A 12,621-nucleotide genomic window follows, 5' to 3' on the forward strand; every position below is an offset into this window, starting at 1 on the left:
TGGGAGTGGATCGTTTTTAACGACATCTAGACTGATCAAACTGGCGCCATCGTAAAAAATATTGGAGCATCTAATTGCTCTACAGTTATGGTTGGCAGGACATTTGTAGGTATTAAACGTATACTTGAAATTATAAGCGGACAAGATGATGCTTTCGGTCGATTCTTCTTAAATCAGGGTTTAAGCCTTCTGTCTAAATGAAGGATTAACATATTATCGAGTTACTTCAGGTTCTCATTCTAGAAATAAAGTCACAAAGGCAATGGCAAATTTGCCGTGATTACCGTCAACTGGACAGGTTACCATTGATGTAGTCTGTTGAGTGTTTTTTGAACTATGCATTCCGATCTGTATTATTTAGGAGAAGTTAAATGAGTGCAATTTTACCTGTAATATTAGCTGGCGGCTCAGGTTCTCGTCTTTGGCCAATGTCTCGTACTCATTACCCCAAACAATTTTTGTCTCTTACCAATGAAACGTCGATGTTGCAAGATACTATCCTTCGTTTATCGGGTTTTGAACATACTCCTGTATCTTTAATTTGTAACGAAGAGCATCGCTTCTTAGTTGCTGAGCAGTTGCGCTCTAATGACTTTGAACATTCGGGCATTATCCTAGAACCTTTCGGGCGCAATACAGCTCCAGCCGTGGCGCTAGCAGCCTTACGCGCTGTAGAAGACGGACAAAATCCAATACTCCTAGTTTTAGCTGCAGACCACCTTATTCAGCGAGATGATGTCTTTCGTAAGACAGTTAATATGTCTATACCTCTTGCCGAAAGAGGAAAACTAGTTACTTTTGGTATTGTTCCGACTAAACCTGAGACCGGATATGGTTATATTCGAAGAGGTGAGCAGTTGGGTCAAAATGTTGCTTATTCTGTAGATGCTTTTGTTGAGAAGCCAAGTCTGCCTGTTGCGGAGCAATACTTCAATGGAGGTGACTACTATTGGAATAGTGGAATGTTTATGTTCACTGCTTCACGCTATTTAGAAGAACTTGAGAAGTTCCGACCAGATATTTTAACTGCCGTACAAAACGCATATTCAGGTGCACATAGCGATCTTGACTTCATTCGTCTTGATGAAAAAGCATTTGATAAATGCCCCGACGTATCAATTGACTATGCAGTGATGGAAAAAACCAATGATGCGGTAGTGTGTCCGATGGATGCAGGTTGGAGTGATGTTGGGGCCTGGTCATCTCTTTGGGAAGTCAGTGATAAAGATGAACACGAAAATGTGATTAGAGGTGATGTATTCACTGAGGGTACTCAGCGCTGTTACATTAACTCTCCAGAACGTTTGATTGCCACGGTTGGTGTTGAAGATTTGATCGTTGTAGATACTAAAGATGCTTTATTAGTGTCACATCGTGACAGAGTTCAAGATGTTAAGAACATTGTTTTAAACTTAAAAGCTGATGAACGTAGCGAATTTCAGCATCACCGTGAAGTTTATCGCCCATGGGGGATGCATGATCATATTGCCGACGGTGATCGGTACCATGTTAAAAAGGTGGTTGTGAAACCGGGTGAAAAGACCGCCTTGCAAATACATCGCCACCGAGCAGAACACTGGGTGGTGGTTCAAGGCATAGCGAAAGTTACTAATGGCGAGAAAAGTTACTTGGTCAGTGAAAATCAATCTACTTACATTCCTGTTGGTTCTGCTCACAGAATCGAAAACCCAGGGAAAGTCGATTTACATTTAATTGAAGTACGTTCAGGTAGTTACTTGGAAGAAGACGATATTGTGCGCTTAGAAGAATACGAAGTAGGGTACTAGTTATGGGAATGATTAATACAAAACATGTGATTGAGCAATCAGGCGTACAATTTGGCACTAGTGGCGCGCGTGGACTGGTTACGCAGTTTACTCCTGAAGTGTGTTCAGCTTTTGCGCATGCTTTTCTTGACAGCCTATCGGGTCGGTTTGAGTTTAAGCGAGTGGCAATCGCGATTGATAACCGTCCAAGTAGTCCTGAGATGGCGAAGGCTTGTATCGCTGCAATAGAATCTTGTGGTTTTGAAACTATCTACTATGGCGTGATCCCAACTCCTGCACTGGCCTACTCTGCAATGCAGGATGATATCCCTTGCATTATGGTCACAGGTAGTCATATTCCTTTTGATAGAAATGGCCTGAAATTCTATCGTCCGGATGGTGAAATTACCAAAGTTGATGAGCAATCAATTTTAAATGCTAGAGTAAGCTTTGATAGCAAAATGAATTTACTAGAGCTTCTTGTGGATCCTAAAGCAGCTCGGCAGTACGTACAACGTTACACAAGTCTATTTGACGCTAATATGCTTCAAGGCAAGCGCATAGGTATATATGAGCATTCAAGTGCAGGTCGCGATTTGTATCAAGGCTTGTTCGAAGCTTTGGGCGCAGAGGTTATTTCATTAGAAAGAACTGATGGTTTTGTTCCAATTGATACTGAAGCTGTGGCTGAATCCGACAAAATTAAAGCTCGCGATTGGTCTGAAAAGTATGAGCTTGATTTTATCTTCTCGACCGATGGTGACGGTGATAGACCGTTGGTAGCTGATGAAAGTGGTGAATGGCTACGTGGCGATATTTTAGGGCTGCTTTGTGCTGAGGCGATGCAAGTCGAGGCGTTAGCAATCCCAGTAAGTTGCAATACGATAATTGCTAACTCCCCTACATTCAAAGCTGTTTCAAAGACAAAAATTGGTTCCCCTTATGTTATTGCTGAGTTTGATTCATTATCAGAAAACTATAATACATTTGCGGGTTTTGAGGCTAATGGTGGGTTTCTATTAGGATCTGATATCAAGGTTAATGGTAAGGCTTTAAAAGCTCTCCCTACTCGCGATGCTGTATTACCTGCATTAATGTTATTGGAGTATTCGAAGGGGACATCGATTTCCAGTTTGGTCAAAGAATTGCCAAAACGTTACACGAGTAGTGATCGTATCCAAAATTACGCGACAGAAAAAAGCCGAGAGTTAATAAAAAAGGCTACAACACAACCTGACCTTTTGCTCAAACAACTTGATTATTTAGGGAGTAATGTCGCGGAACTGGATACAACGGATGGTTTAAGAATAACGCTGAGTAGCGATGAAATTATTCACTTACGACCGTCAGGTAATGCTCCTGAGCTTAGATGCTATGTAGAATCAGATTCTATAGATAAGGCTAACTACGTTGTTAAGCATATTTTAGAGAGGCTAAAGATGATTAAACTTACTGATCTATAAATTATTCTGGATCATAAGATCAAGCATTTAATTCTAAACTTAGAGTGTGTGATACTGATAATATAAATGATATATAAGTTAAATAATCCTATTAAAAACTTTCAGTGGGGCTGTAAAAAAGCATTCTCTGATTTATTTAAAATCCCTAATCCTGAAAACAAGCCACAAGCTGAGATATGGATGGGAGCTCACCCAAATGGTAGTTCTGAACTTAATGTTAGTGGAAAAAAGTGCTCATTGGTTGACTGTATTGTCTCTAACCCTACCCAATGGTTAGGAGATAAAAGCAAAGAGTTTGAAGGGAAATTGCCATTTTTGGTTAAAGTATTGGCTGCTAGTGAACCGCTATCGATCCAGGTTCACCCAAGCAAAGCGGCTGCGCAGAAAGGCTTTGAGAAAGAAAATTCTCAGGGTATTGCGATAGATGCTCCGGAGAGAAACTATAAAGATGCTAATCATAAACCAGAATTGGTTTATGCATTGACACCTTATCAAGCAATGAATGGTTTCCGGGAAATTGAAGTGATTCATAAGCTATTTTCATCAGTAAAATTACCTTCGATAGATGAATTAATAACTCCTTTTTTGTCGAAGCCAAATAAGGAAACGCTACAGCAACTGTTTACATCAATATTAATGTTAGAAGGTTTACAAAAAAGTAACGCTGTTAGTGAACTTATAAGCTTTAAAACCTGTAAGGAATCACAGGAACAGTTCAATAGTGAATTTCGACTGATTTCAAATTTGGCAAAGCTGTACCCAGATGATGTAGGGTTGTTTTCTCCTCTTTTTCTTAATGTGATTGAACTTCAGCCTGGTGAGGCTATGTTTTTATACGCCGAAACTCCACATGCTTACTTGAAAGGTGTTGGAGTTGAAGTGATGGCTAATTCTGATAATGTGCTTAGAGCAGGTCTAACACCCAAGTATATTGATGTTCCGGAATTAATTGCCAATACAAATTTTGAATCTATAAAAGCCAACGACCTTTTGTTAAAAGGAGAGGTAAAAGAAGGGCATGTAAGTTTCAATATACCTGTAGACGATTTTAAAGTTGACATTTACCACTACTCTACCCACGTTGTAATTGTTAGAACTCCGGAGATTCTACTTTGTATTGAGGGAAGAATTAGTATTTCATGGTTTAATGGTGAAATTGTTATTAGTAAAGGTGAATCTGTAATAGTTCCTGCCGTTCTAAAAGAATACACATTAAATTGCAATGGTGTTTTAGTTCGAACATTCTGTTAAATTTAGTTAGGTTTCAGCTTTTATTGGATGTTATTGTGGAGATGAAGTTGGTTAGTGATAATAATGATAGTTTAGTCTCAATTGTGATGCCAACATATAATTCAGAAAAGACGGTATCTGAAAGTATTCAAAGTGTACGATCTCAAACATATAAAAACTGGGAACTTATAATAGTAGATGACAGATCTACTGATAATACTTGGAAGGTAATTCAAACATATGCTGATAAGTACGACAATATTCATGTATATCAGAATAAAGAAAATCTGGGTGCAGGAGCGAGCCGAAATTTTGCAATAAAAAAAGCAAAAGGTCGCTTTATTGCATTTCTAGATTCTGATGACTTATGGATGGAAAATAAACTTTCAGAGCAAATTCCATTCATGATAGAAAATGGATACCCACTAACTTACACTCACTATACCCGGTTTAATGGTACTGGAGAATTAAATGTTGTAACTGCACCCGAGTATATAACTTACAATAAACTTATATATAGCAATGTTATTGGATGTTTGACAGCAGTTTATGACACGAAGTCTCTTGGCAAACGCTACATGCCATTAATTCGCAAGCGTCAAGATATGGGGTTATGGTTAGATATATTGAAAGACACACCTAAAGCATATTGTCTTCCCAAGCCATTAGCTAAATACAGAATGGATACTGGGATGACGGCAAATAAACTTACCGTATTGTCATACCAGTGGCGATTCTATAGAGATGTAGTGGGGTTAAGCTTGCCTAAAAGTCTATTCACATTTGCAGTTTATGCAGTAAAAGGGACGATGAAGCATCGATCGAAACGTTAGTTTTGGAACATAAGTGTCCTAACATAAAAAAGAGCAGTAACCAATGGTTGCTGCTCTTTTTTATTGTTTGAATGTAAATTCTTAACGACCCATCCCAAACAAAACTGTTTTCACGGTTAGAAACAGAATCTTGATTTCCATCTTCCAGTTCTGGTGCTTGATGTAAAAAATATCGTATTTATGCTTCCAAACTGCATCTTCTAAAGATGCGCCGTAAGGGTATTTTACTTGAGCAAGGCCTGTCACCCCAGGCTTAACCGCATGACGAAAACGATAGTATGGAATTTCCTTTTCTAGTTCAGAAATGAAAACTTCGCGTTCTGGACGAGGACCTACCATCGACATCTCGCCTTTCAATACATTGATTAGCTGAGGAAGCTCGTCAATTCGAGTTTTACGAATAAAGTTGCCGACTTTCGTTACACGAGCGTCATTCTTAGTCGCCCATTGGGCACCATTCTTTTCTGCATCGTTGCGCATCGAGCGAAACTTAATAACTTCAAACTCTTCATTGTACTGACCAGTACGGCGTTGCTTAAAGAAAACAGGCCCTGGTGATTCTAATTTAATGAGTAATGCTGTAATTAGACCTATAGGAATAGCAATCCAAGCAAGCATGAATACAAACAGGAGATCGATTGCTCGCTTTTGCCAACTGTTCTTACGGTTAGAAAGGATAGAAAAAGCTTTTTGGTGTAAGAAATAGCCGCTATGTAGGAGTTCTGTTTCCGTATAGCCTAAGGAAGAATCTAAGTAACTAACTAGAGGCTCAACCCATGCCCCAAGCTCCGTCGCTGCAACTAAAAATGCTTGCTGCTCTTGGGTTAAATGTGAGCTTTTGAAGTGACAAAGAGTCTTACTTTTAAAGTCCCTGATAGTGTAATTGTTTACTTGAGCATTTAATTCTGGGTGTCGTTTTAAGACCCTAGCGATCTTATCCTCATCTGGTTTAGGGCAGTAGATGTAAATACATGATTCCAGATGCTTAGAGGTTGTACTCGAAAAATTAGCATTTGCTTCGATAGAATCGTTCGCTGGTAACTCCAACGCATCTCTTTTCTGAATTGTATCGCTGATCGTATCGGTCATATTAATAATTATTTATTAGTTGGTTAGCCAAGCTTAGTAACGTAAACAACAAATTTTAGTTTATTTATTGTAGTAATTGTACATCATATCAATTCTGTTTTAATCGTTTAAGGCACACTTTTCAACCTTAAAATAGTACTTCTTTTCTAAAGTTTTTGAGGCGATATCCATCCTACAACAACTTATGGTTCACATCATCGACTCAACACAATAAATCTTAGAGTAGATGAAGGAGAGACAATAGCAAGACAAGCTGGCTAATCAGCTACACAAATTCAAATTTAAATACAAATGATAGGAATTAATCGCAATTGAAATACTTTATCAGTTAAAAGTTTAATCTAGGTAGACTAGATATGGTTTGGATAGTGCTCGATATCATGGAGGTGGCTCTAAGTGCCTTACCCATATACAAATCCCTAAATACCAATTTATATCTCATTTTAAGAGTGGAACTAGGATCCACATTTCTATACGAGTTAGAAAAGGTGTTGTGATCTTGAGCTGAATATGGATAATGTTTGCGCTTGAAAACTATAAGAAATAGGCGCTATTTTTCAGCGTCTTAAAAACAGAAACGTCAGTAAGACTCAAACCCAACTTTGATATTGTTGGTGAGTTTAGCGCTATGTGGTTTGCGTACAGCCAATGGGCGGTAGCGTCTCGAAGATGCTTTACCAGCTGAATATTTACACATGGAGCTCGTGTAAACAAGCTGACCCCCAGAGTTTTGACATTATTTTGAAAAATATCAATTAATGTGAATTCTCGGTAAATTTTTTGGTTAAGTCAAAGCAAACTACTTCCTTCATTTAAACCCTATTACTTATGGCTTGTTCTGACGACTCTTTTCTATGAGTTTCAAAGCTTTAGATGGTGCTCAGCCGTGCCTTTACTTAACTATAGCTGATGTTGGTGTATTTTCTGTAAGATCACCTACTGATACTCTTCAACTCTTGATGATTTGGCTTACATGGAACTGAAATCAAAATTTTTGCTAGTGATGCTAGCACCCACCTTGTTAGTCGGCTGTACCTTGCCGGGCTCACACCTATCTCCAAATAGTGAAAACGTTGTAACTCTTATTGAGGCTAATCAGAAGGATGACATTTCCGAAGTCGTTAATCTGCATACGCTCAATGCTAAAACAGTCGCTACCTACGGTGGAATGACCAACTTTTCTTCTAAAGCCAACTCTGAGCTTGATCAACAGATTGCCCAATACGAATATCGAGTAGGAGCGGGTGACATCCTTAATGTGACAATCTGGGACCACCCAGAGCTAACCATTCCTGCGGGCTCTTACCGAAGCGCTTCAGAGGCTGGTAACTGGGTACATGCTGATGGCACCATCTTCTATCCTTATATTGGCGTAGTTAAAGTGGCAGGAAAGACGGTACGCGAGATTCGTGCTGATATTGCTGCTCGCCTCGCGAAGTATATTGAGAGCCCTCAAGTAGATGTTAACGTCGCGGCGTTTCGCTCTAAAAAAGCTTATGTGACAGGTGAAGTCGGCCAGCCGGGTCAACAGTCTATAACCAATATCCCACTAACGATATTAGACGCAGTGAACCGCGCTGGCGGTCTAGCAGAAAACGCTGACTGGCGAAATGTTACCTTAACGCGAAACGGTGAAGAGCAACCAATCTCTCTTTATGCCTTAATGCAACGTGGTGATTTAACCCAAAATCGTTTGTTAGAGGCCGGTGATATTATTCATGTGCCGCGCAACGATGGGCAAAAAGTCTTTGTCATGGGCGAAGTAAATAATCCCCAACTACTTAAAATTGACCGTGCAGGAATGAGCTTGACCGAAGCATTGAGTAATGTCGGAGGAATTAACCAGCTTTCTGCTGATGCGACAGGTGTGTTTGTGATACGCACTTCCGACAACAAGTCAGAACGTATGGCAGATATTTACCAGTTAGACATTCAAGACGCGTCTGCACTTGTGGTCGGAACGGAATTTAATCTCAAGCCTTATGATGTGGTTTACGTAACTGCAGCACCAATTACGCGCTGGAACCGTGTTGTCTCTCAGCTTATCCCAACAATCTCAGGCTTTAATGAGCTGACGGAAGGGGTATTACGAGTTCGAAATTGGCCATAGAGCGTAGACCTTTTTTCACTATAGGCGTGATTCATGTTTAACAAAATCTTAATCGTGTGTGTCGGAAACATTTGCCGTTCTCCAACAGGTGAAGCGATTCTCAAAAAACTATTACCGAATAAAACGGTAGGCTCTTCAGGTATTGCTGCTCTAAAAAGCGGCTTAGTTGGTAAGCCTGCGGATTCTATGGCCCAGCAAGTGGCTGCGGAACATGGTGTAGATTTAGCAGAGCATCAAGCTAAGCAGCTCACCTCGGAATTGTGCACTCAATATGATCTCATCCTTGTGATGGAGAAAGGGCATAAAGAGGCATTGACTGAGATTGCGCCTGAAGCCCGAGGGAAAACCATGCTATTTGGTCAATGGATTGGGCAAACTGACATTCCAGATCCTTATCGGCAGAGCAGAGAGGCGTTCGATCATGCTTACAAGCTTATTGAAGAATCTGCTCACTCTTGGGCAGCAAAGTTGAAATAAAGCTTATCTCACTTAATAAACTCCATTATGGTTAACCATCGAATTACCCCCCTATACAGGGTGATTATCTTAAAATAAGAACCAGCATTTATTATGACAACACCACAACAACGATCTTCTGTTGAAGCCGCTTCCAACGTAGTGGACTTTGGTAAGCTGTTTGGCATCTTGTTAGATGCGAAATGGACCATTTTATTTACCACCTTTTTATTTGCGATCGGAGGAGTAGCTGTCGCACTGCTGTCTACTCCGATTTATAAAGCGGATGCGCTGCTGCAAATAGAGTCAAAAAACTCCGGAGGAGTTGGCTCTCTGGTCGGAGACATGGGCGAGCTTTTCTCCCAGGAATCTTCTGCCTCGACAGAAATAGAGATCATCAAATCGCGTATGATCTTAGGCGATACGGCTGATAAATTTAATTTAACCACCGTCGTTACGCCTGATTATTTTCCTGTTATAGGTAAAGGCTTGGCGCGTATATCGGGTGAAGTAAATCAAATTACGCTTAGCCGTTATGTGATCCCTGATTTTGCTAAGGGCTCAACGCATCGTTTAGTAGTGGTGGATACGGAGAAGCAGACTTATCAATTACTTCGTGACAATGAGCAGGTAGTCCTAGAGGGAGAAGCTGGTAAGTTAGCTAAGAACAATGGTTATGAACTTTTTATTACTGCCATTCATGCTAAAACCGGGCAGGAATTTAATATTGGTAAGCGAAGTCGTATGAATGCGATTGGGTGGCTTATGGGAAGCCTATCAATTAGTGAGCGCGGTAGACAGACTGGAATATTGCAATTGAGCTTTGTGGGTGAAAACCGTACCCAAATTACTAATATCCTCAATCATATTAGCCAAACTTACTTTTTACAAAATGTAGAGCGACAATCTGCAGAGGCAGAAAAAAGTTTGGTTTTCCTGAAAAATCAACTGCCTGATATTAAAAGTAGTTTAACGGCAGCAGAAGATGCGCTCAATCAATACCGCCAGGCAAACGACTCTATTGACCTAGGGTTAGAAGCTAAGTCGACGTTGAGTGTGCTGGTCGAACTTGAAGCTCAGTTGAACGAACTGACATTCAAAGAGAGCGAAATTAGCCAGCGCTTTACTAAAGATCACCCAGCCTATAAGTCGCTACTTGACAAACGTGCCACACTGTTAAACGAGAAAGAACGACTAAACAAACAAATCCAAAAGCTACCAAAAACTCAGCGCGAAGTGCTGCGCATGACACGAGATGTTGAGGTAAACCAACAAATTTATATCCAACTGCTTAACAAAGTTCAGGAGTTGAGCATTATTAAAGCCGGTACAGTGGGTAATGTTCGCATTCTTGATACCGCACAAGCTTATGCCGCACCCGTGAAGCCGAAAAAGTCGTCAATCGTTATTTTGGCAACCTTGCTCGGTGGCATAATAAGTGTTTCATTCGCACTCTTAAAAGCCGCGCTTCATAAAGGTGTGGAATCTCCGGACGAGATTGAAGCCATCGGGTTAGCGGTATACGCCAGTGTACCCAAATCGGTGCTGCAACTTGAAATAGCTAATAAGGTGAAGCGTAAAAAGCAAAACAAGGAACAACTGTTATTGGCAGAAGTTAACCCTGCGGACCTTTCTGTTGAAGCACTACGTGGCTTACGCACTAGTCTCCACTTTGCGATGATGGAAGCGAAAAACAACGTACTGATGATCTCTGGCCCTGCTCCAAACATTGGTAAGTCATTTATTTCTACCAACTTTGCAGCAGTTACAGCAAAAACTGGTCAAAAAGTATTACTCATAGATGCTGATATGCGAAAGGGGCACCTGCAACACTCGTTTGGGGTAAGTGCAGATAACGGCCTGTCGGATTTATTAAGTGGTAGGATTGATACCAACCAGGCAGTAAAATCCTCCCAAGTTGAGAACTTAGACGTCATTACACGTGGTCAACTACCTCCAAACCCTTCAGAGCTGTTAATGCACCCACGATTGAAAGAGTTAGTGGAATGGGCTTCCCAAAACTATGACTTGGTGATTATCGATACGCCACCTGTACTTGCCGTGACGGACCCAAGTATTGTGGGCGCTTTTGCTGGCACTACCCTAATGGTCGCCCGATTTGGTCAAAATACAGCGAAAGAAATTGATGTCGCGCGCAGCCGATTCCAGCAGTCAGGCATCGAGGTAAAAGGCGTGATCTTTAACGCGATCGAGAAAAAAGCCTCAAGCTCTTACGGCTATGGGTATTACAACTATGAATACTCAAGTAATAACACTTAAAAGTTTGAAATATATTTAAGATAAAAAAGGAAATAGGGCCTATTGGGGCAGGGTAGTAAAAATAGGCTAAATCAAGCAATTACAGACAGTTAGTGAGAAATAACTGTCTGAAAATGAATAAAAACTGTCTCAGATTAATCCGAAGTCAGAGATGAAATATAGAAAAACTTCACAATTTAAGATGAAGAATTCTTTAAATACCGCTCATAAAACGCTTCTATTCAGTAAGTAATAAAAATACAGACAAGAAAAATAATACGAAAAACACAGGCTACTAACACTCAGTTTGATAACGCCAGTACGTTTTTCTGTATATGTCTCGTGTTGATAAATATAAACCGTTATAGGCCTTTTACGTCTAGGGGCACTAGGTTGTCTAGGAACATAATATGAAATACTTAGTAACAGGCGCTGCTGGTTTCATTGGTAGTGCGGTTGTCGAACGCCTTACAAATATGGGGCACGATGTCGTTGGCATTGATAATATTAACGATTATTACGACATTAACTTAAAGTACGCTCGTTTAGAGCGAATCGCACATCCACTATTTAAGTTTATCAAACTGGATATTGCCGACCGAGTGGTGATCCCAGAGCTATTTGCCAGTGAGCAATTTGATCGCGTTATCCACTTAGCAGCGCAGGCCGGTGTACGTTACTCTTTGGATAATCCGCTTGCTTATGCAGACAGCAATTTAGTTGGGCACCTGAATATTTTAGAAGGGTGTCGCCACAATAAAGTGAAACACCTCGTTTATGCTTCCTCCAGCTCTGTTTATGGTCTAAATGGAAAAGTACCTTTTAGTACCGATGATTCAGTAGACCATCCTATCTCTCTTTATGCCGCAACCAAAAAGTCTAATGAGTTGATGGCACATACCTATTCCCACCTTTACGATATCCCAACAACAGGATTACGTTTTTTCACAGTGTATGGTCCATGGGGGCGTCCAGATATGGCGCTACTCAAATTCACCCATAAAATCGTGAAAGGCGAAACCATCGATATTTATAACAACGGCGACATGCGTCGTGATTTCACTTATATCGATGACATCGTGGAAGGCATCATTCGCATCCAAAATGTAATCCCAGAAGTGAACCAAGATTGGACTGTTGAAGATGGTTCCCCGGCAACTAGCTCTGCACCATACCGTGTTTACAACATTGGTAATGGTCAACCTGTCAGACTAATGGATTACATTCAAGCACTAGAAGAATCTTTAGGAATTGAAGCGAAGAAAAACTTTATGCCTATGCAGCCTGGTGATGTTTATCAAACATATGCTGATACAACAGCATTGTATGAAGCTACTGGGTATAAGCCTAAAGTTGATGTACGAGAAGGTGTGAGTGAGTTTGTTGAATGGTTTAGAAGTTTTTATCAATAAGGA

At 40.5% G+C, this 12,621-nt stretch carries 9 protein-coding genes; 8 read left to right on the forward strand and 1 reads right to left on the reverse strand.

What is annotated here, in order from left to right:
• Positions 1-371: 371 nt before the first annotated feature.
• From VEJY3_RS01090 to VEJY3_RS01105, 4 genes are all read left to right on the forward strand, one after another.
• Positions 372-1,787 (forward strand): mannose-1-phosphate guanylyltransferase/mannose-6-phosphate isomerase, encoded by a 1,416-nt coding sequence (locus VEJY3_RS01090; RefSeq protein WP_014230618.1) that lies wholly within the window; start codon positions 372-374, stop codon positions 1,785-1,787.
• 8 nt (positions 1,788-1,795) lie between these two features.
• Positions 1,796-3,229 (forward strand): phosphomannomutase, encoded by a 1,434-nt coding sequence (locus tag VEJY3_RS01095; RefSeq protein WP_041170291.1) that lies wholly within the window; start codon positions 1,796-1,798, stop codon positions 3,227-3,229.
• Positions 3,230-3,295: 66 nt separating this feature from the next.
• Positions 3,296-4,480 (forward strand): mannose-6-phosphate isomerase, class I, encoded by a 1,185-nt coding sequence (gene manA / locus VEJY3_RS01100; protein ID WP_014230620.1) that lies wholly within the window; start codon positions 3,296-3,298, stop codon positions 4,478-4,480.
• A 41-nt stretch (positions 4,481-4,521) separates the two neighbouring features.
• A complete protein-coding gene (locus VEJY3_RS01105; RefSeq protein ID WP_041170292.1) occupies positions 4,522-5,292 on the forward strand; it encodes a glycosyltransferase family 2 protein in 771 nt (256 codons plus the stop codon).
• Between the two features lie 81 nt (positions 5,293-5,373).
• On the opposite strand, the gene VEJY3_RS26110 is transcribed toward VEJY3_RS01105, so the two are convergent.
• Positions 5,374-6,381: a sugar transferase gene (locus VEJY3_RS26110; protein WP_014230622.1), complete on the reverse strand. Its 1,008-nt coding sequence runs from the start codon at positions 6,379-6,381 to the stop codon at positions 5,374-5,376.
• A gap of 973 nt (positions 6,382-7,354) precedes the next feature.
• On the opposite strand from VEJY3_RS26110, the gene VEJY3_RS01115 reads away from it, so the two are divergent.
• The 4 genes from VEJY3_RS01115 (at position 7,355) to VEJY3_RS01130 (ending at position 12,618) form a co-directional block, all read left to right on the forward strand.
• Positions 7,355-8,491: a polysaccharide export protein gene (locus VEJY3_RS01115; protein ID WP_014230623.1), complete on the forward strand. Its 1,137-nt coding sequence runs from the start codon at positions 7,355-7,357 to the stop codon at positions 8,489-8,491.
• 33 nt (positions 8,492-8,524) lie between these two features.
• Positions 8,525-8,968, forward strand: coding sequence for a low molecular weight protein-tyrosine-phosphatase (locus tag VEJY3_RS01120; protein ID WP_014230624.1), 444 nt, complete (start codon positions 8,525-8,527; stop codon positions 8,966-8,968).
• Positions 8,969-9,061: 93 nt separating this feature from the next.
• A complete protein-coding gene (locus VEJY3_RS01125; protein ID WP_014230625.1) occupies positions 9,062-11,227 on the forward strand; it encodes a polysaccharide biosynthesis tyrosine autokinase in 2,166 nt (721 codons plus the stop codon).
• 389 nt (positions 11,228-11,616) lie between these two features.
• Positions 11,617-12,618 (forward strand): NAD-dependent epimerase, encoded by a 1,002-nt coding sequence (locus tag VEJY3_RS01130; protein ID WP_014230626.1) that lies wholly within the window; start codon positions 11,617-11,619, stop codon positions 12,616-12,618.
• The last annotated feature ends 3 nt before the right edge of the window (positions 12,619-12,621 follow it).

The organism is Vibrio sp. EJY3 (genome assembly GCF_000241385.1).
GTDB lineage: Bacteria > Pseudomonadota > Gammaproteobacteria > Enterobacterales > Vibrionaceae > Vibrio > Vibrio natriegens.

What these genes read in the sequence shown, in the direction of transcription:
- VEJY3_RS01090 (WP_014230618.1), top strand. Translation starts at nt 372, where the DNA reads ATGAGTGCAATTTTACCTGTAATATTAGCTGGCGGCTCAGGTTCTCGT.
- VEJY3_RS01130 (WP_014230626.1), top strand. Translation starts at nt 11,617, where the DNA reads ATGAAATACTTAGTAACAGGCGCTGCTGGTTTCATTGGTAGTGCGGTT.
- VEJY3_RS01120 (WP_014230624.1), top strand. Translation starts at nt 8,525, where the DNA reads ATGTTTAACAAAATCTTAATCGTGTGTGTCGGAAACATTTGCCGTTCT.
- VEJY3_RS01105 (WP_041170292.1), top strand. Translation starts at nt 4,522, where the DNA reads ATGAAGTTGGTTAGTGATAATAATGATAGTTTAGTCTCAATTGTGATG.
- VEJY3_RS01125 (WP_014230625.1), top strand. Translation starts at nt 9,062, where the DNA reads ATGACAACACCACAACAACGATCTTCTGTTGAAGCCGCTTCCAACGTA.
- VEJY3_RS26110 (WP_014230622.1), bottom strand. Translation starts at nt 6,381, where the DNA reads ATGACCGATACGATCAGCGATACAATTCAGAAAAGAGATGCGTTGGAG.
- VEJY3_RS01115 (WP_014230623.1), top strand. Translation starts at nt 7,355, where the DNA reads ATGGAACTGAAATCAAAATTTTTGCTAGTGATGCTAGCACCCACCTTG.
- manA (WP_014230620.1), top strand. Translation starts at nt 3,296, where the DNA reads ATGATATATAAGTTAAATAATCCTATTAAAAACTTTCAGTGGGGCTGT.
- VEJY3_RS01095 (WP_041170291.1), top strand. Translation starts at nt 1,796, where the DNA reads ATGATTAATACAAAACATGTGATTGAGCAATCAGGCGTACAATTTGGC.